Source organism: Alloacidobacterium sp. (assembly GCF_035631355.1).
In the GTDB taxonomy this organism is placed as follows: Bacteria; Acidobacteriota; Terriglobia; order Terriglobales; family Acidobacteriaceae; genus Alloacidobacterium.
Window position 1 is genome coordinate 47,253 of the sequence record NZ_DASQIX010000048.1, and the last position, 19,421, is coordinate 66,673.

The window sequence follows — 19,421 nt, forward strand, 5'->3', positions numbered from 1 at the left end:
CCCCCCCGGATTTTTGTAAGTTCCTCCAATAAAACCTACTTACGATACATCGAACGCTGTACCAAAAAGGGAAAGCCCGCCATGCTCCGGCGGGCTTCCTCTGTTTTTAGTATACGGGTGCTGTCAAGAGCCTGATGTCGACCGCTTCCGTTATCGCAAGGAATAAAGCGCGGAAGCGTGCGGCGGAAGCGTGACTTTCAGCGCAGATTGCTGGCCCAAATCCTTCATCTGCCACAAATCGCGGACCGCATAGCCAGTTTCGCTCAAACCAAGATCTTTCCAGCTATAGGAAGGTGTCTGCTCGCTATCGCCGAGATTGAAGACGGCGACATACTGCTTCCCATTCTCCCCTTTCGCTGTCCAAACAACGGTAGAAGCAGTCTGAATCACTGGCTTGTTCGCACTCGATTGCTGATTAACAGTAATCACTTCAGGATTGGTCAACAATGATTCAGTAAAGTCATCCATCTGGGTGAGGTTCGCGCCAAGAATCAGCGGCGAGCGTGCAATCGACCACAAAGTAATCAGCGTGCGTGCCTCATCTTCCGTAAAACGGGAATGCCGCGGTTCCCCCCATCCCGGTTTCGGCCCCAGGTAACCCAGCGGCAGCATATCGGCGTCCGGCCAATGTCCCGGCTCGACATGGGGCGACCACTGCTCCAGCTTTGTGAACTGCCCTGTCAATGACTGCGGAAAAGCGCTCGTATCGCCGGTTGGCTTTTTCCAGACGTCCCAAAAATCGTCCGAAATTCGCCACAATTGAGCATATTTCCGCACATCATTTGCTTGCTCAATCGGAGTTGGCCCCGGTGAAAGGCTCAGCACAATCGGCCTCCCGCTTTTCTTCAGCGCGGCGCTCATCATGTGGATTTCAGGAGCGTCGTAAGGCTGCGAGATGCAATCGACTTTGATGAAATCCAGTCCCCAGCTCGCATAGAGTTTCGCGAGCGAATCGTAATAAGCCTGGCCTGCCGCATTTGCCTTCAATCCATAATTGTCGGGATTCCAGCGGCACAGGTCTGTGGTATTCGCTGCATCTGCCGCATGGAATGACGATCCGGCGATGGGCAGGTTCTTCTCCACCGCCTCTTTTGGAATGCCGCGAATGATATGGATGCCAAACTTCAGCCCCAGCGAATGAACATAATCGCCAATTGGCTTCAGTCCGGCATTTCCGGCAGATGGGAAACGGTTTGCAGCAGGCAGATATCTGCCACTGGCGTCCATCGTGTAGCCCTGGTCTGCGCCCTTTGTTCCTGCATTTTCCGGATGCTGCAGATACCACCCTTCATCGATAACGACATACTGCCAGCCAAACTGCTTCAGGTGCGTGTTAACCCAATCCACATTCGCCTTGAACTGGTCTTCGGTAATCGTAAGACCGTAGGAATCCCAGCTATTCCAGCCCATCGGCGGGGTGGGAGCCAGCAGAGTGGCGCTCTTCTGCGCGAGAAGCGCAGGCGCCGCGAATATTGTGAATATTAACGCACAGCAGTGAAGCAGACGTGTCATACCAAACCCTCGGTGAGAACGTTTCCAAGAAGCCGTCCCAGTGTACTTCAAAGCCGGGCAGCTTCGGCTGCGTCCAGCCAATGCTCGATAGCTTTCCTGTATACTCCAATGTTTATGCGGGTTTTCGTCATTCTTCCAGCAGCAGGGCTGGGCACGCGCATGGCTGTGGGCCATCACGCTTCGTCCGCACCCAAACAATTTCTTGAACTGGCGGGCGTGCCTATCCTTATCCATAGCCTGCGCGTCTTTGCACAAGTGCCGCAGGTCGCAGCGATGTACGTTTCTGTTCGCGATAATGAACGCGAGCGCGTCGAATCCCAGGTCGCGGAGCACGGCTTCTCCGGCAAAGTCAGCATCGTCACTGGCGGCGATACGCGACAAGAGAGCGTCGCCAACGCGCTCAACGCGCTGCCCTGCGCGGATGACGATATTGTTCTCGTCCACGATGCGGTGCGCCCGCTAATTGATCCCGCCACCATCACGCGCACCATCGAAGCAGTGGAAAAGCACAGCGCCGCCATTGTCGGCCTGCCTGCCGTGGACACCATCAAGCAGGTGGAACGCACTGCCGATGGGGCCATTATCACCGCCACCATTCCGCGGGAGTACATTGTGCAAGCGCAGACGCCACAGGGCTTCTGCTGTGGTCTGCTCAAGCGCGCTTTTGCCGAGGCCACGGCTGACGGCTTCGTTGGGACAGATGAAGCCAGTATCGTAGAACGCGCCGGCGTGCTGGTTGCCGTTGTGCCGGGATCTCCGACGAACCTGAAAATTACGCAGCCGGGCGATCTCGATTTGGCGGAGTTTTACCTGAATCACCTGACCGCCTCGCATCGTTAGTACAGTAGAAAGAGACCACCATGAACATGCGCATTGGATTTGGCTGGGATTCACATGCCTTTAAACCCGGCGTGCCGCTGAAAATCGGCGGACTCGCCATCAAGCATCCTGAGGGCCTCGCCGGCCACTCCGATGGCGACGTGCTGCTGCACGCCATTACCGACGCACTGCTGGGCGCGGTTTCCGCCGGAGACATCGGCAGCTTTTTCCCGCCGGGAGATCCGCGCTGGAAGAACGCCGACTCCTCGATCTTCCTGAATCTGGCCCTCGAAGAAATTCAGAATGCGGGCTATCGGATTGTCAACGTGGATACGACGCTCATTCTCGCCGCCCCCAAAATCTCGCCCATTGCCGGCGACCTTCGTGAGCGCGTGGCTGAGTTGCTCGACGTAAAACCGGGCGCTGTGGGGGTCAAGGCAAAAACACCCGAAGGGCTAGGCGCGGACCATGTGGCCCAGGCCCATGCCGTGGTGCTGCTGGAACAGGTCGAGGATCCGACCGAGCTGAAAAGCATGACTGCGGTCATTGAAAACCAGAAGCAACTGGAAGACGTGGTGAGAGACCTGGTGAGCCAGGTGCATGGCGCTCCCGCCGTCCACAAAACGCCCTTCGATACCGAAGATATTACTTAGAAAGGCTCTGACTAAGCTCAAAAGCGTTACCTAAGGGGCTAAAGCCCAACTGATTTTTGAGCAATTTGCGCGGCACGGCTGAAGCCGTGCCCTTACGGGACAATGCACTTAAATCAGAGACTCGTAGAAATACAAATGAGGAAATATGCTGTACGCTGAAGCGCATTCTACTCTGCGAGGCTGCTCCAATGGACCAGAATCAGATGCATGCGCTTCAGGTCATGATGGTCTTCCTGCCGATCCTTATTCTTATCGGTTCACTCATCGTCATCATCCCTTACTGGATGATCTTCAAGAAGGCCGCTTTCCCTGCTTTTCTCGGCATTCTTATGGTCGTTCCGCTGGTCAACATTGTGCTGCTTTATGTCCTTGTGTTCGCGCAATGGAAGGTGACTCCGCAGTATGTAAACGTATGGCAGGCGCCTGGCTATCCACCGCAGTCTTAAGCATAAGCAGAGCCATTTGGCGAACTGTCGCGGAGTCCCGTAGCATCAGAGTGAAAACCTTCACTTTAGATGCCAGATACAGCAAGCAAACCTCGCGTCCGTTTTGCGCCTTCTCCCACCGGCTATCTCCATGTTGGCGGCGCCCGCACTGCGCTTTTCAACTGGCTCTTCGCGCGCCACTTCGGCGGAACCTTCGTCCTGCGCATTGAAGACACTGACTTCGAACGCTCTTCTGAAGAAATGGTTGAAGGCATTCTCGAAGGGATGCGCTGGATCGGCCTGAACTGGGATGAAGGCCCGTTTTACCAGTCGAAGCGGCTTGACCTTTACCGCGCGACGGCGCAAAAACTGCTTGCCGGTGGCCATGCCTATTACTGCTTCTGCACTAAAGAAGAGCTGGAGCGTCCGCCGATGTATGATCGCCGCTGCCGCCAGATCGACGCAGCCGTCGCCGCCACGCGCAAAGCTGCGGGAGAAGCCTGCGCCGTGCGTTTTGCCGTCCCCGAAGGCGGCGCGACCAGCTTCAATGACGCGGTCTTCGGCGAGGTGGAATTCTCAAACGCTGAGATCGAAGACTTCGTGCTGCTCCGCTCCGACGGGATTCCGACTTATCACCTCAGCGTGGTTGCCGACGACATCGATATGCGTCTCACGCACATCATTCGCGGCGCGGACCATATTTCGAACACGCCCAAGCAGGTGCTCCAATATCGCGCCCTTGGGGTGGACATGCCTGTCTTCGCGCATGTGCCGCTCATCCTCGGACCGGACAAATCGCGGCTCTCCAAGCGCCACGGCGCTACCAGCGTCATCGCCTATAAGGAAATGGGTATTGTTCCCGAGGCATTCCGGAATTTTCTTGCCCTGCTTGGCTGGACGCCAGGAGCGACAAAGAAAGACCGCGAGATTTTCAGCTCTGACGAACTGATCAGCCTTTTTTCGCTCAATGGCATCTCGAAATCAAATGCGGTCTTTGATAACGACAAGCTGGCCTGGTTCAACGCCGAATATATCCGCGCCTATGACCCAGCAAAACTGCTCCCGCTGATTGAAGAAGAGTGGGCAAAGGCACAACTTAAATCAGATCGCACGAAAGATGAAGTGCTGGCGACCATCGATCTTGTCAAGCCCCGCGCGCGCAAGCTAAAAGACTTCGCCACAGCCTTTCGAGCTTACTTCAGCGACGACTTTGACTACGATCCGGCTGCCGTTACTAAATTTCTGAAAGTGGATGCGGTGCGCGCCCTGCTTGTCGAACTGGCAGCGCGCTACGAAACTTTGGCGAAGTTTACCGAGGTGTCCACCGAGCAAGTTCTCCGCGCCTTTGCTGAAGAAAAGGTTGTGAAGGCAGGAGCGCTCATCAACGGCGCGCGCGTCGCGCTTACCGGGCAGGCCGTAGCGCCGAGTTTGTTTGCCGTGATGGTGAATTTGGGAAAAGAGCGTGTGGTGAAGCGCCTGGCGGCTGCTCAGGGTATTCAGTAAACCTGGGTTGCTGAATGCGGGCAAATTCCAATCAAGAGCTAATTGTTGTGCAGCCCGAAACGAAAAGCAGATCCTTCGCTACACTCAGGATGACATCGCTGAAGGGTGGGTATTACCTGGCAATCACGCTAACCGCAACTGGGGCCGTCTTTGGGGGATAGCAGGAATGGGCGTCGCAAGCCTGATATCGCAACGCAGCCTGCACCAGATGGTCGCCGCGCTGCGCCGTAACATGCGCGCGCAAAATAAATTCGCCGGTATATACGCTTAATTTGTCGCTGGGACTGAACGCCGGCGAATAGTCCGCGCCTGCGGGGAAATCTATGCTGGCCACATTTACTCCGGTTGGTTCTTCAACCATCAACTGCGTTGGGATGAGGCTCTTTTCACGCGGCGTGTGGGAGTTTATATGCAATCCGTCGTTCACGCGGAAATGCAGTTCCACTATGCTAGGTTTGCCAGCCGGGAGCGTGACCTGCTCCGGGTAAAGAAACCGCACCAGCTGATGGTCGTTAGGCTTGGACTCAGTCTGCCATGCCAGCTTCTGCGCGACGGCGCATGACAGGCCCAGGCAGAACACGCCTGCCAGAAAAACACTCCACACGCGACGCATTATGCTCCTCCGCTCGCGAGCGCTTTCTTGATATTGCTCTCAAGCTCGTCGCGATCATGCAGGCCCACGGTGTACGCAATCACCTTGCCGCTGCGGTCGACAAAGAACGACGTCGGCAGCACGTCAACTCCGCCATAGGGATGCGAGATGGAATCGCCGTCAATCAGCACCGGATAGTCGATGTGCATATCGCTGATGAACTTGGCGATGTCGGCCTTGTCTTGCGCATTCTGCTTCTTGTCGTCTTTATCGAGGTCATCGGTCGAGATGCCCAGCACCTCAAAGCCCTGTGGACCGTACTGGTCGCGCAGCTTGATGAGCCAAGGCGTCTCCACTTTGCAGGGAGCGCACCAGGTGGCCATGAAATTCACCAGGACGGCTTTGCCCTTGTAGCTGGCCAGTGACACTTTCTTTCCTTGCAGATTCTCGAGAGTGAAGGCCGGAGCCGCCTTGCCTTCGAGCGGCGACTTCTCCTCTTCCGGAGGAACATCTGTATCAGTGGAAGCAGGTGGGGCAACAGGCGTCAGCACGGCCTGCAGCTCGCGCAGCTTTGCCTCGTCGGCTTTGCGACGGCGGTAGTTGTCCACGCCCGCCCATACCATGAGCACCAGAGCAACGATAACCAGAATCAGGACCAGATGATTGCGTTTCAAACCAAAGCCTTCCTTATGATTCATATTTTATAGGGACACGGGCGCGCGAGCACGGTACAGGAATCTCCTCGTGCGCACTCAGTCAACACGTTTGATACCATCCAAAATGTTTGGTTACACAATGGCACACACACCGGCACAACTCGTCCGCATTGAAGCCGAAGCGTTGCGGCACCTCGCCGCCCGGCTCGAAGGCCCGATGGCGGCTGATTTTGAGAAGGCCGTCGACCTCATCGTCCAGTGCGGACAGTCGCGCGGACGCGTTGTTGTCACCGGCATGGGCAAGAGCGGCATCATTGCGCAGAAGATCGCCGCCACTCTGAGTTCTACCGGAAGTCCAGCACTTTTCCTGCATCCGGCAGAGGCTGTCCACGGCGACCTCGGCATGGTCGCGCGTGGCGACGTGGTCATTGCGCTTTCCGCCAGCGGCGAGACGGAGGAAATTCTTCGGCTTCTGGCTACGATCAAGCGGATTGGCGATGCCCTGATCAGCTTCTGCTGCAACCTGAAATCGATGCTCGCTCTTGCCAGCGATGTGGCGCTCGATTGCAGCGTTCCGCAGGAGGCCTGCGGCATGGGCCTGGCGCCGACCGCGTCTACCACTGCCATGCTGGCGCTGGGGGATGCGCTGGCCATTGCCGTTTCACTGAGCAAAGGCTTCCGCGCTGAAGATTTCGCCGATCTGCATCCGGGCGGCAAGCTAGGGAAGAAGCTGTCGCGCGTCCATCACCTTATGCACTCCGGCGACGCGATTCCGCGTGTCGGGCTTAGTACACCGATGAGCGAAGTCATCTATGAAATGTCGCGCAAGGGTCTCGGCATGACGACGGTGGAAGACGCGGGCAAGCTGGCCGGCATCATCAGCGACGGCGACCTGCGCCGGTTGCTTGAACGCGACGGCTCGCACGTTCTGGAAAAGACCGCGGGCGAGGCCATGAATCTCTCTCCAAAGACGATCGGCGCTGAAGAATTGGCAGTACGCGCGCTGAACGTCATGGAAGAGAAAAAAATCACCTCCCTCGTGGTCATCGACGGTGAGCGGCGAATTCAGGGCGTCGTCCACCTACACGATCTATGGGAAACGGAGCTGATTTAGCAGATGCTTCTGAAAATCGTCAACGTCGGAGATCCTATTTTGCGTAGGAAGGCACGCGCACTTGATCCTGATGAAATCCGCAGCGCCAGAATTCAGGACCTTATCGCATGGATGCGCGACACCATGCATGACGCTCCCGGCGTGGGCCTGGCAGCGCCGCAGGTGGGAGAGTCGCTACAGTTTGCTGTGATCGAAGACCGGGCTGAGTATCACAAGAACGTCAGCGAAGCTGACCTGAAAGAGCGCGAACGCAAGCCAGTCGAGTTTCACGTTATTATCAATCCGCAAATCGAGTTGCTTGCGCCGCCGGACGTGGCCTTCCATGAAGGCTGCCTGAGTCTGCCCGGATTCATGGCCGTCGTTCCGCGGGCGCGGAAAGTCCGCGTCATCTGTCTCGACGAGCGCGGCAAGCCGCGAACGATTGAAGCCAGCGGATGGTACGCGCGTATTCTGCAGCATGAGATTGACCATCTGGACGGACGCATCTATATCGATCGCATGAGGAGCGAAAGCTTTTCGACGCTCGAAAACTACCAGAAGAGCCAGAAGAAATAGCTGCCCGGGAATTGCGCCCGCAGCCCATGTGGTAGAACATGGTGACAATGCCAGACGCCCCAGCACCTCCGAAAGTACCACACGAAATCGCCGGCGACCGCCTCATCGAAATCGCACAGAAAAAAGTGCCCGAGGCGGAACCGAAGCCTCCTGCAGATGAAGTTGCTCTTGTTCCGGCGAAAAAGCCGCGCGCGGGATTTCTGCAGAGTCTTGGAAAACTGAAGCCGCTGCTGCCTATTCTTTCCGGAGGTCTGCGTCTGGTTGACCACGGCGCAGCGCAGGCGGTAGCGCAACTGCTTTATCTGGCAGGCGGCACGGGCAATTCACAAGCTGCGGCTGAGGAAGAGTTACAGGAGGGGTTGGCGGAAATCCAATCCAGCCATCGCGATCTTCATCACCAGGTACTGGATCAGAGCGTTGAACTGCAGCGCGTCCAGGACCAGATCACTCTGCTGCGCGAAACCATGGAGCGCAGCGCAGTCGAACAAACCGGTCTGGCCGATAAAGTTAGGTCTCTCAATCACTTAATCCGCATCGTGGGCACAGCGATCGCCGTTCTATTAGTTATCCTCATTACGCTGGTCATTTATCTGCTTGTAAGCCGTCACTGAAACTTCTGGAATTTGCCCTATCTTTCTGAAAAGACAAGTGAAAACTGCAAATCATAGATTTTGATATTATCCATCAACCTGGAAATTATGTGAAAACCAAATTAGGGAGTATTGCTCACGTTTTTCTGTCACTTTGAGGAAACATTTGCCAGTTCTCACTCCGAGGGACTAGGATACGTGTCAGTTCGGGGTAGTTCGTGGCAAAACGGACACTCCAGAACGAACATGCAGTCGTTTCACAAAGATGCCGATGTAATCCAACGTAAAAAATGCCAGCATTATGGAGTGATTCTCTATGGCATGGTATGCCTACTGCATTGCCGAGAAACAAGCCTTCCCTGAACTGCTTCGCCACCGCAAACCAATTCCGATGGAAACGGTGTCGGGCATAGCCGGAAATCAGGTTTTCCTCTACCCCGCCAGTGATTTAGCCGTTATCGTCAGCGAACACTCCTCCGAAGACAATTTGAATGACCGGGCCGCCGTTGAGCACGCTCGCGTGATTGCCGATTGCTTCAAAAGCTCGACTGTTCTTCCATTCCGTTTTGGAACCGTTTTCACGGACGACGAAAGCCTTCGTCGCTCTGTGCGTTCCAATCAGCGCCAGTTCCTCACCAACATTGACCGCCTGCGCGGCAAGGCCGAGATGCACCTGAAGGTGGTGCTCGACGACTGCTGCCGGGAACAACTACGCGCCTACGGCCTCCATCCCCACGGAAACGCCGAGACGGGCAGAGAATACCTCGCGCAGCTTAGGGAGAACGCGACACGCCAGCGTGAGCGCCAGACCAAGGCCCGCGCCGTCTCCGTCCAGATGCACCGGATGTTCGCGCCGCTGGCCGAGGAAGTCAGCTGCCGCCGCACCGATTCGGGCAAGATGCTGCTCGACATCGCGCATCTGATCGACAACAAATGCGTCGAGCGGTATCAAAATAAATATTCAAGCGCGAGCCAGATGATGAAGGACTGCCAGATGCAACTCTCAGGGCCCTGGCCGCCGTATCATTTCGTTCACCGGCTGACAACACGACATGCTACCACTCATCATGTCGCTCCAATTGCACAGGCGTAGCGACAAATAGTGTCAAAAGCCCCAGCGGACCCACGAACCGCCGGGGCTTTTCTTTTCTGGAGCAAGAGGTACGACGGAGCCAAATCCGCGCAGCCTCTACTCCTAAAGACGCATGAACCACTGGATGGTTTACGAGAAATTGAGCAGCTTTTGCGGAATTTCTCCACTCACCTTCGTGGACAGTGTGACGGGTAGTAGACCTCTGCCAAATCCCACGGCATCGCGACCCGTTGACGACACCATTCATTGACTAAGCGCCAGGGCTACCGTTGAGTACGGAGGCAAATCGATCACCGCGGTCACGCTGTCGACTGATCCTGCATCGAGCGACATCGGCTTTCTGACGAGGATTCCGTTCGCCATTACGTACAATTGACCAGTCACGCCAGCATAAAGGCCTAAGTTCGCCAGATTTACCGGAACGCCTCGGTATGCGCTATTAGTCGGATTCACTAACACGACGTCGTCAGCCGTCGAGGTGTAGAAGGCTGTCGCCAACAACCCGCTTGGTACTATGGGTGTGCCAACCACGTTTGCACCTGTCGCCTCGAGGTTTAAAAAGCTCGGCGACGTAAATAACTGGTAAGCCTGATATTGTGGGTATGGGACAAACGGTTCACCAGCCGCAGGTGCCTTGCAGTCCATCGCATCGTCTCGCGCTCCAAGAAGGCAAAAGTAGTTCGCAGAGTTTGTACTGGCAAAATAAATGATTCGTGTCGGCACTGCCTTCGCGCCATCATTGACCGTATTGAGCCAGTCAACCGCCGCCACCGTATTCCACAGTGCGCCGTAAACATTGTCGTTCTGACAGCAGTTTCCGGAAAATGCATAGTTGGCGTTGTACTCGCTGACATAAATCGGTGTAGTCGCAGCGTTTGGTTGTGACCCAGCGCGCGTATATTTCTCGACATCGCGATAATAGTAAGACAGGCCACCGGTCGGGTCTTGTGTCTTTGAATAAAGCTGGTCCCACGTCATGTTCGGCAGATCAGGTGACCCGCTGATATAGAGATGAAAGCTTACAAAGTCAACATATGGCGCGGTACCGCTGTTACTCAGGAATGCAGGAAGCCACGTACTGTCGTGCGGCCCCGGTGACGCGAGAGTCGGGCCGCCGACCTTTACTGGAGCCGCCTGTTTCAAGGCGGGTGCGGCAGCCGCATATATCTTCAAATAATTGTTCAATGGATCTGAATCGCAGAACGAATTGCTGGCGTCGGGTTCGTTCCAGATCTCGAAACCCGCCTCTTTGCCGCCAGTCTGAGAGTGAATGTGAGCTGCCACGGAGGCCGCGCGTCGTGCCCATTCGTTGACGTCTGACGGCATCGCGCACGAACTTGTGCCGAGGTCTGACGGCGTGCCCTGGATCACGACCAGCGGCGACAGACCATTGAGGGTCGCGCGTTGTAATTGCGCGTCTAGTGCCGAATAGTCGACCGTCGTCGTCGATGTTGGGTACAGGCTATTGACCTGCACAAAGATACGGTTTCCAAGCATGTTGATCGAGGTAATCAGGCCGATTCCATTCGAGTCCGACAACGTAGTGCCAACTCCACCAGAACCGAATAACAACGGAGAGACAACGGCCCCGCCGGCGCGGTTCTTAAAGTCAACCTTCACAGGTGTCGGCCGTGGGTGTGCAATCAGCCAGCCAATGACAACTAACACCAGAACGACGAGAGTCACGAGCCCGAACAAGCGTGCGAATTTCGAAGTCAAGTTCATTTCCTACTCCCTCTCTGCCAACACGTAGGTTGTCGCGAAGCAGTTGTGATGACTAGCCGGACCACTTTAGTGAGTGGCTGACTAACTGTAATTTGTTGAAACTTCGATGTCGCAGAAATCGGGGACAGTAGGTTCCAAAACCCTTTAATGAGGCAGGCGAACGCGAGAGTCTTCTAGGGACTTGCGGGCAAATATATGCTGCAACAACCATATCTGCTGGCAAATGCAAGCCTCGCGTTCTTTATATCTGCGGATATAGATACCACAAATCTTGCCTTCTATACTCAAAAAAATCCATAACCTGGAATAACTATTAAGTAATGCTATTTATTTACTGTTTCAAGCCTGCGGCTATAACTGAGACCTTCATGGTCACTGTATAGGGGAAATAAGTAAATTTATGTTAGTTAGAGGAAATTGAGAACAAACCGCTCTGCGCATAATCGGGCCCCTCGGCAAGTGAGCGGATTTTCAATTTGATCGAGGGTGGTAACTGGATCCAGAAGCCAGCCAGAATTTAGACCGGAATGTTCTTCTTCTTCCGACTGAGAACAAAATCATTGTCCCGTTTCCGCCGGCTTACCGTAGCGCGATCGATCTTCCGCCAGAAGGCCCAGAAGTAATCCACGGCGGAGATGGTGGAAACCACGACCATGAAATAGACGGCCGTCACAGCGATGGAACGCACAGGCATGATGAACCAGCCAAGGTGCCAGGCATCCCAGCGATGCGCCAGAATCACTGCCACTACTGACACAATCTGGATTACGGTCTTCAATTTGCCGATATCGCTGGCCTCAATGGTGAACCCCTCGGTACTGGCAATGCTGCGCAGACCGGTTACCAGGAACTCGCGACCAATTACCAGCACCGCGATCCACGGCTTCACGATGTCAGGACAGTACTGGACCAAACAGATGAATGCAGCCGTGATCAGCAGCTTGTCGGCCAGCGGATCGAGCAGCATGCCAATCGTCGTGATCTGCCCACGACGTCGCGCCAGGTAGCCATCTACACCATCGGAAATTGAAACGAGAATAAAGAAAATCGAAGTGAACAGCTCCTGTTCGCCATGCGGGCCACGCAGAGGGAAGTACGGTGACAGCATCCAGATGAGCAATGGAACGCTGAAGATGCGGCACATCGTAATGGAGTTGGGAAGATTCACGGCGCCACGGGCTGGCGAGGCAGACCCTACTTAGTCATTATGCACCACTGCAAGCTGCACAAGCGAGGCTGGTGCTGATGATCAAACCGGGTTTATGGCTCCGGAGTCTCATCTACCACGCGGTAATGCTCTGGAACTGTAAAGAGCGATTCATCCGGTGGCGCACGATTCACATTCTTCACGGCGACAATCTGCTCGCCTGTGCGGGGATCGTCGTGCTGGATGATCAGATATACGTACAAGTCCGGTGAATACCAGTATTGGTCAACAATCTCGACCGGCTTTCCTGTGCCGCTGGCTATTGCCGGCACCGTCCAGACCTTCTTTGTGCCACGCAGCACAGTGTTTCCGATCGTCTGCTCGCCCAGATCCTGTTGAGATGTCAACACGGCGCCTGCATGCGGGCCAAGAATCGGGATCCTTGCCGTAATTGGTTGTGGCTGCGGCAACACGCTCTGCCGCGCCAGGTGGTCGAAGGGATTAAGGAATGTGCTGGTGCGGGTTGCCGGATCATAGATATGAGCTGACAACAGAATCGGCTCGCCCTTAAAAGCCGATGATACCAGCTGCCTGCGCTCGTTGTAGATGCGTCCGGCGGCATCGCGCGCGATGTGGTTTGTAGTAGTGCGGATGTTGAACGAACCGTCTTCGAGCTTCTGCTTGGAAACAAGCTCAACTGTAGCCGAGAACGGCGCGTTTGGGACTGGCGTGACAAATACTCCTGGAACGCGGACGGAAACGCCGCGGTAATCTGGTGGCATCTGGGCTGTCTGGCCATAGGTGCTGAGATTAATCAAAGCGCCGAGCCAAAACAAGAACACGATGTGCAAACCACTATGTCGCATAAGTTTCGCCCTCTTGCATTTGGGAGCATACCTCAGAACCAGGCTTGAGATTGTCATTTATTGCGTAGGAATAATCGGAAAATGAGGGCCGATCAAAATCCGTCCTCATCGAAACTCGAAAATGTCTACGCGTAAATCCCGCGCTGTTTAATCGTGAATGCAACACGATCGATCGCAAGCATGTATGCGGCGATGCGGTTGTGTACGCCATGCGCCTCAGCATAGCGAAGCACGTCATCAAAGCTCTCAGCCAGAATGTGCTCCAGTTGCTCGTTGACGAGCGCTTCTTTCCAGAAATAGCCCTGACGGTCCTGCACCCACTCGAAATACGAAGCAGTTACGCCGCCGGCATTGGCCAGAATATCCGGAACGACAAAGACCTTCTTGTCAGAAAGAATCTCATCCGCCACGGCGGTCGTTGGACCGTTGGCGCCTTCACAGATGATGCGGGCCTTAATGCGGTCTGCGTTGCGGCTCGTGATGACATTTTCAGTTGCCGCGGGAATCAGGATTTCGCACTCGGTCGTCAGCAGATCGAGTGAATCAGCGGCTTCTGCGCCCTTAAAACCAAGTACTGTGCCGTTGCGCTGGCGGTGTTCCAGCAGCGAACAAATGTCAATGCCGTTAGCATTGAACAGCCCACCATCATATTCGGCGATGCCGATGATTTTGTAACCTTTCTCCCTCAGCAGGTTAGCCGCATTTGAACCGACGTTGCCAAAGCCCTGAACGACCACACGGCAGCCTTCCACGGGCATTTGTAAATACCTCAGAGCCTCATCGCACATTACGCTGATGCCGCGTCCGGTTGCTTCGCGGCGGCCGCGCGATCCGCCGATATTCACAGGCTTGCCTGTCACTACACTGGTCACGGTCTGGCGCTGGTGCATGGAATAGGTGTCCATGATCCAGGCCATCGTCTGCTCGTTCGTGTTCATGTCCGGTGCCGGAACATCCTTCTCTGGACCAATGAATTCGATAATCTCTGCTGTATAGCGCCGCGTCATGCGCTCCAGCTCACCGTTCGACATCTTCTTCGGATTGCAAATCACCCCGCCCTTCGCGCCACCGAATGGGATATTGACCACGGCGCATTTCCAGGTCATCCAACTTGCCAGGGCGCGCACCTCGTCCAAGGTCACATCGGGCGAATATCGGATGCCCCCTTTGCCCGGTCCGCGCGCCTGTGAGTGCAGCACACGGAAGCCGGTAAACATCTCGATCCGGCCATCATCCATAGTTACGGGAAAATGAACGATTATTTCGCGCGAGGGGTGCCGCAGCACGCGCCAGAGTCCTTCATCCAGATTCAGCTTGCGCGCCGCAAAATCAAATCGAGCAGCTTGCGCTTCCCAGGGATTGATTTCCTGCTCGAGTGTAATGGTAGCCATACGAAATTCTTCTCTCCTTATGCAGATGCTCGCCTGCGATTCTCCGCCGCCAGTATTGCGACGCCATCAACACGTTCAGAAACCCGCGCGAAATCCGCCTCTGTTTGCCTGCAAATGCGCTCAAAGATTCGCATCCGGCCAAACTCACCGAGTATAGGCCCATCAAAAAAGCACCGCAAGATCCCGGGTAAGCGGAGTCAGGTATCTAACTGGATTCCAAAAGCCTGCGGTACGATAACCAAAGGCTATGCCGTCACACGAAGCAACACTCCCGAGCCGCGCAGAATTTCTGAAGCTCGCCCGCACGCATACGCTGGTGCCGCTCTACCGCGCGCTTACCGCCGATCTTGAGACCCCCGTCACCGCTTTTTTGCGCCTCGCCGCCGATGAATCTGAGGCTTTTCTCCTCGAATCGGTCGAGCAGGGCGAAAAGATCGGCCGCTACACCTTCATCGGCATTCGTCCTTTTCGCAAGATTGTTTCGCGCGGCAGAAACATTGAGATCACGGAAAACGGCAAGACCCGCCGCGTAGAAGGCGATGTTTTCGACCTCTGCAAAGGACTCCTCAGCAGCCACAAGCCTGCGCACATCCCCGGTCTGCCGCCTTTTACCGCTGGAGCAGTCGGCTTCTTTGCCTATGACGTCGTTCGTCAGATCGAGCGCCTGCCGGCGACCGCGAAAGACGATCTCGGTCTGCCCGACGCCTGCCTCATGTTCTTCCATGAAGTGCTGGCCTTCGACCATATCCGTAAAGAAATGCTGTTGATTGTGACCGCCGACGTCACGCAGCAGAAGCCAGAGCGCGCCTATACCAATACGCTCAAGCGACTCGACAAGTTAGAGAAGCGTCTCGGAGCTCCGCTGCCGAAGGTGAAGCAGAAGAGGGTCGGCGGTAAACTCAAGCTTGAGTCCCGGACGCGTAAGAAAGATTTTCTCAAAACGGTTGAGACTGCGAAGGAATACATCGCCGCCGGCGACGTTTTCCAGGTGGTGATTTCGCAGCGCTTCGACGTAGAACCTGGCGTTGATCCTTTCTCTGTCTACCGCGCGCTGCGCATCGTCAACCCATCCCCTTATCTTTACTTCCTGCGCCTCAGTTTGAAAAGGGAAGGCGACACGCATATCGCCGGGTCGTCTCCAGAATTGCTGGTTCGTGTCCATCGGGACCGCATTCAGTACCGCCCCATCGCCGGAACCCGCCCCCGTGGCGCAAGCGAAGAAGATGACCGCCGTATCGCTGATGAAATGCTGCACGATGAAAAGGAGCGTGCCGAACACGTCATGCTCGTCGATCTCGGACGCAATGATGTGGGCCGCGTCAGCGAATACGGCTCTGTTGAAGTGAAGGAATTGATGACCGTCGAGCGCTACTCACATGTCATGCACATCGTCAGCGGCATCGAAGCAAAGCTACGTCCGGAACTTCACGCCGTTGATGCCTTCCGCGCCTGCTTCCCTGCCGGAACCCTGAGTGGCGCGCCCAAAGTCCGCGCGATGGAAATCATCGAAGAACTGGAGCCTACGCGACGCGGCATTTATGGCGGCAGCGTACTCTATGCCGACTACTCCGGCAATCTTGACTCCTGCATCGCCATCCGCACACTGCTCCAGGAAGGGAAAAAAGGACATATCCAGGCCGGCGCCGGCATTGTGGCCGACTCCATTCCTGAGAACGAATTTGAGGAATCCATCAACAAAGCCCGCGCCGTAGTACGCGCCATTGAACGCGCCCGAGGCTAAGTCACTCAATAGAGCTACACGAGGTAGAAGATTCAAGCTCTTCCCTATTTTTGCCGATAAGCCTCTCAAACAGCGGTGTCACCGCATTCCACCTGAGAGGTCTTCATGAATATTGCAAAATTTCGCCAATCAGTCTTGGCCGCCGGTTTTCACCACACGGCCATGCTTCTTCTGGCTGCGGTTGCCTGCCTGCTGCTTGCCCTGCCCGCACACGCGGTTGAACGGCGCGTTGAGAAACGTGTTCCGCCGGTCTACCCGGAGATTGCCAGGCGCATGCGCATTTCCGGTGTGGTGCACATTGAAGCTACAGTCGCCCCGGACGGCAGCGTAACGGCAGCGAAAGCCACGACCGGCAACAAGATGCTCAGTCCTGCGGCGGAAGACGCAGTGAAACGCTGGAAGTTCGTACCGGCTGACAGCCAGTCCACGGTTGGCATCGACGTCAACTTTGAAGCGAACTAATATTGCCGGGAAAATCCCCTAAGGACGATACAGCCATGTCATTCACGCAGTCGCGCCTGACCAACAAGCTACGTCTCAGCACTGTAGTGCTGGTGTTGAGCATTCTGCTCGGCTCGTTTGCCGCATATCTCAAAATGCGCGAGGCGAGCCAGCTTTCCGAGAGCGTCGCCGCGGACCAGATCCCAGTGCTTTCGGCAGTGCGCGATTTGCGCGTTGCCCTGCTCGATTCGTCGAATGCGCTCAAGGCATACATGCTCTTCGGCGTAGACCCGACTATGGCCGCCCGCTACCACGACATGCTGGAGAAGAGCAGGGACGATTCCAACCTGGCCATTTCACAGATACAAAACAAACGTCAGGTGATTGACAACATGGCGGGCGCGGCGCAGGTGGAGGCCATGCTGAACGAGTACCACGCCTTTGAGCAGGGGCAACAGCGCGTCGAAGCCATGGCCATTGGGCAGGGCAGCGATGCGACCAGCAAGGCCTATGACCTCCTGCAGGGCGAGGTTGCCGACCATGAAGCCGCATGCCGTAAGGCCGAGGCGGCAGTGGTGGGAGCGGTCATGCAGGCTGCAAACTCCAGCCTGCTTGAGACCGTGCGCTCCATGCGCCTGCAGGCCATTTATCTCTGGCTGGCCATTGTCTTCGGCGGCGTGGTCGGTTCCGTCCTCGCTGAACTTTCCATTCGCCGCGTTGTGCGGTCTGTGGTCTTTGTGGCTGACCGCGCGCAGCACATCGCTGAAGGCGACCTGATGGGCGAGTCGCTGCACATTGACTCAAATGACGAAGTCGGCGGCCTGGCCACATCCATCAATCGCATGCAGGACAATTTACGCGAAATGATCCGCACGATGATGGAAATCGCCAACACGGTGAACGGCGATTCGGCGAAGCTGGCCAACTCCTCTGCTGAAAGCTTCCGGCGGACCAAAGAGCAGAGCCTGCAGACCCAGCAGGCTGCTTCGGCCATGCAGGAGATGTCGATCAGCATTGCCGAAGTTTCCCGCCACGCGCAGAATGCCGCGGAAAACGCCAAGGAAGCTTCAAAGACCGCGAAGCAGGGAGGCGCAACTGTCGAGCAGATGCTTATGAGCATGCAGACCATCGCCGACTCGGTCCGCAATACGGCGACAACAGTTCAGCGCCTGGGCAAAGAGTCCGAGCAGATTATCCGCATCGTCAATGTCATCGAAGAAATCGCCCAGAAAACCAACTTGCTGGCCCTGAATGCCGCCATTGAAGCAGCGCGCGCAGGCGAGCAGGGACGCGGCTTTGCCGTAGTCGCTGGTGAGGTCCGCCGCCTGGCCGAAAGCACACGCAATGCCACCAGCGAAATCGCGCAGATGATCGAAGGTATCCGCGCCCATACCCTGTCCGCAGTTGAAGCCATGGAGAGCGGAACCGCTACCGTCAATGAAGGCGTCGAAACCACGACCCGCGCTGGAGAGGCGCTGCAACGCATCATTCACATGGCTGACCAGGTTGATGGCATGATCGCGCAGATCGCAGCCGCCGCGATGCAGCAGTCTGAAGCTGCGCGTCAATCAAGCGCTAATGTAGACATCATCAACCGCCTGGGCGAAGAGAATGCCGCCGCTATCCCTGAGAGCAATGCCATCGTTAACTCCGTGCAGACCGGCGCGCGCCGCCTGCAGGAGCACATCGCGAACTTCCGCCTGGAGGAAACCCGCGCCAGTGTCCCCAAGAGCTACTCACCACAGGGGCTTTCCGTTCAGCCCGCGCATGCATACGGCGACTGAAGATTCCACACATTCCACTGAAAAGCAGGACAAACCTGTCCTGCTTTTCTTATTTTATTCAGCATGTATAGTCTGGCTCTCCTACTCACTGTCCTCGTTGTCCCTTCTTTCACCGGACAAGCTTCGCAACAAACCGTTGCGCAAATGCTGCGTGCCAAAGACCAGGCGCTACTTGACGCCATCGCACCCGGCAACGTGAAAGTTTGGGATGATGCCCTAGCACCAGATGCTGTCTACGTCGATGAAAACGGCGCCATACTGGATCGTGCTACATTCCTCAAGCAACTTACTTCTTTGCCCGCTGGAGCATCGGGAACAATTGCCATTGCTTCATATCAGGCTGTGCAGCACGGTGATGTCGCCACTGTTATCCACACCGACAATGAAACGGAGAACTACCACGGGCAGATGCTCAAGGCACGCTATCTGACCACGGAGACATGGCAAAAATACGGCAGCGACTGGAAGCTGCGGCAGGTACATGTTTATGCCATTCTGCAAGACCCGCCTGCCATCCTGCTCAACGCTAAAGAACTGGATGAGTATGTTGGAACCTACACTGCGGGCGATTTAAAACAAACTGTGCGCCGTGATGGCGACCACCTTGTGAGCACGCGCGTTGGCAGGCCGGATGTTGTATGGAGTGCTGAAGTGAGGGACGTGTTCTTTATTTCGGGACAGCCGCGCATTCGAAAAATCTTTCAGCGCGATGCAACTGGAAAAATCATCGGCTTCGTCGATCGCCGCGAGAGCTGGGATCTTGTGTGGAAGAAGGCCCGCTGACCTGATTACGGCTGTCTGCTACTCTGAATCC

General features: G+C 55.9%; 19 protein-coding genes. 12 read left to right on the plus strand and 7 right to left on the minus strand.

Translation table 11 applies throughout. The features are described from left to right. Window positions 1-150: 150 nt before the first annotated feature. Window positions 151-1,512: a glycoside hydrolase family 27 protein gene (locus VEV40_RS08455; protein WP_324831576.1), complete on the minus strand. Its 1,362-nt coding sequence runs from the start codon at window positions 1,510-1,512 to the stop codon at window positions 151-153. A 114-nt stretch (window positions 1,513-1,626) separates the two neighbouring features. Between VEV40_RS08455 and ispD the strand changes: the two genes are divergently transcribed. From ispD to gltX, 4 genes are all read left to right on the plus strand, one after another. After that, a complete protein-coding gene (gene ispD, locus VEV40_RS08460) occupies window positions 1,627-2,352 on the plus strand; it encodes a 2-C-methyl-D-erythritol 4-phosphate cytidylyltransferase (RefSeq protein WP_324831578.1) in 726 nt (241 codons plus the stop codon). A gap of 20 nt (window positions 2,353-2,372) precedes the next feature. Continuing rightward, window positions 2,373-2,984: a 2-C-methyl-D-erythritol 2,4-cyclodiphosphate synthase gene (gene ispF / locus VEV40_RS08465; protein ID WP_324831580.1), complete on the plus strand. Its 612-nt coding sequence runs from the start codon at window positions 2,373-2,375 to the stop codon at window positions 2,982-2,984. A gap of 188 nt (window positions 2,985-3,172) precedes the next feature. After that, entirely contained in the window at window positions 3,173-3,430 is a 258-nt protein-coding gene (locus tag VEV40_RS08470) for a hypothetical protein (protein ID WP_324831581.1), read from the plus strand. Between the two features lie 69 nt (window positions 3,431-3,499). Beyond that, complete coding sequence (gltX, locus tag VEV40_RS08475; protein ID WP_324831583.1) at window positions 3,500-4,912, plus strand: glutamate--tRNA ligase; 1,413 nt, start codon at window positions 3,500-3,502, stop codon at window positions 4,910-4,912. Between the two features lie 112 nt (window positions 4,913-5,024). Here gltX and VEV40_RS08480 read toward each other — a convergent pair whose 3' ends face one another. Both VEV40_RS08480 and VEV40_RS08485 read right to left on the minus strand, forming a co-directional pair. Beyond that, window positions 5,025-5,525, minus strand: coding sequence for a protein-disulfide reductase DsbD domain-containing protein (locus VEV40_RS08480; protein ID WP_324831585.1), 501 nt, complete (start codon window positions 5,523-5,525; stop codon window positions 5,025-5,027). Beyond that, the gene (locus VEV40_RS08485; RefSeq protein WP_324831586.1) at window positions 5,525-6,178 is read right to left on the minus strand and encodes a TlpA family protein disulfide reductase; all 654 of its coding nucleotides are present in this window, start codon (window positions 6,176-6,178) and stop codon (window positions 5,525-5,527) included. The genes VEV40_RS08480 and VEV40_RS08485 overlap by 1 nt, the downstream gene beginning before the upstream one ends. A 121-nt stretch (window positions 6,179-6,299) precedes the next feature. On the opposite strand from VEV40_RS08485, the gene VEV40_RS08490 reads away from it, so the two are divergent. The 4 genes from VEV40_RS08490 (at window position 6,300) to VEV40_RS08505 (ending at window position 9,512) form a co-directional block, all read left to right on the plus strand. Beyond that, on the plus strand, window positions 6,300-7,274 hold the full coding sequence (locus VEV40_RS08490) for a KpsF/GutQ family sugar-phosphate isomerase (RefSeq protein ID WP_324831588.1): 975 nt from the start codon (window positions 6,300-6,302) through the stop codon (window positions 7,272-7,274). 3 nt (window positions 7,275-7,277) lie between these two features. Continuing rightward, window positions 7,278-7,829, plus strand: a complete 552-nt coding sequence (def, locus tag VEV40_RS08495) for a peptide deformylase (protein WP_324831589.1) — start codon at window positions 7,278-7,280, stop codon at window positions 7,827-7,829. A 47-nt stretch (window positions 7,830-7,876) separates the two neighbouring features. Then, on the plus strand, window positions 7,877-8,440 hold the full coding sequence (locus tag VEV40_RS08500) for a hypothetical protein (RefSeq protein ID WP_324831591.1): 564 nt from the start codon (window positions 7,877-7,879) through the stop codon (window positions 8,438-8,440). A 295-nt stretch (window positions 8,441-8,735) separates the two neighbouring features. After that, the gene (locus VEV40_RS08505; protein WP_324831592.1) at window positions 8,736-9,512 is read left to right on the plus strand and encodes a GvpL/GvpF family gas vesicle protein; all 777 of its coding nucleotides are present in this window, start codon (window positions 8,736-8,738) and stop codon (window positions 9,510-9,512) included. A gap of 243 nt (window positions 9,513-9,755) precedes the next feature. On the opposite strand, the gene VEV40_RS08510 is transcribed toward VEV40_RS08505, so the two are convergent. The 4 genes from VEV40_RS08510 to VEV40_RS08525 form a co-directional block, all read right to left on the minus strand. After that, window positions 9,756-11,231: a GH39 family glycosyl hydrolase gene (locus VEV40_RS08510; protein WP_324831594.1), complete on the minus strand. Its 1,476-nt coding sequence runs from the start codon at window positions 11,229-11,231 to the stop codon at window positions 9,756-9,758. Window positions 11,232-11,754: 523 nt separating this feature from the next. Beyond that, window positions 11,755-12,405: a CDP-diacylglycerol--glycerol-3-phosphate 3-phosphatidyltransferase gene (gene pgsA / locus VEV40_RS08515; protein WP_324831595.1), complete on the minus strand. Its 651-nt coding sequence runs from the start codon at window positions 12,403-12,405 to the stop codon at window positions 11,755-11,757. A gap of 92 nt (window positions 12,406-12,497) precedes the next feature. Next, complete coding sequence (locus tag VEV40_RS08520) at window positions 12,498-13,250, minus strand: hypothetical protein (protein WP_324831596.1); 753 nt, start codon at window positions 13,248-13,250, stop codon at window positions 12,498-12,500. 125 nt (window positions 13,251-13,375) lie between these two features. Continuing rightward, window positions 13,376-14,641 carry a Glu/Leu/Phe/Val dehydrogenase gene (locus tag VEV40_RS08525; protein ID WP_324831597.1) on the minus strand — a complete coding sequence of 422 codons (1,266 nt, stop codon included), beginning with the start codon at window positions 14,639-14,641 and terminating at the stop codon, window positions 13,376-13,378. A 247-nt stretch (window positions 14,642-14,888) separates the two neighbouring features. On the opposite strand from VEV40_RS08525, the gene trpE reads away from it, so the two are divergent. The 4 genes from trpE to VEV40_RS08545 all read left to right on the plus strand — a co-directional run bounded on the left by trpE (window position 14,889) and on the right by VEV40_RS08545 (window position 19,390). Continuing rightward, window positions 14,889-16,382: an anthranilate synthase component I gene (gene trpE / locus VEV40_RS08530; protein ID WP_324831599.1), complete on the plus strand. Its 1,494-nt coding sequence runs from the start codon at window positions 14,889-14,891 to the stop codon at window positions 16,380-16,382. Window positions 16,383-16,487: 105 nt separating this feature from the next. After that, complete coding sequence (locus tag VEV40_RS08535; RefSeq protein ID WP_324831600.1) at window positions 16,488-16,844, plus strand: energy transducer TonB; 357 nt, start codon at window positions 16,488-16,490, stop codon at window positions 16,842-16,844. A 35-nt stretch (window positions 16,845-16,879) separates the two neighbouring features. After that, window positions 16,880-18,607 (plus strand): HAMP domain-containing methyl-accepting chemotaxis protein, encoded by a 1,728-nt coding sequence (locus tag VEV40_RS08540; protein ID WP_324831602.1) that lies wholly within the window; start codon window positions 16,880-16,882, stop codon window positions 18,605-18,607. Window positions 18,608-18,751: 144 nt separating this feature from the next. Further along, window positions 18,752-19,390, plus strand: coding sequence for a DUF4440 domain-containing protein (locus VEV40_RS08545; protein ID WP_324831604.1), 639 nt, complete (start codon window positions 18,752-18,754; stop codon window positions 19,388-19,390). The last annotated feature ends 31 nt before the right edge of the window (window positions 19,391-19,421 follow it).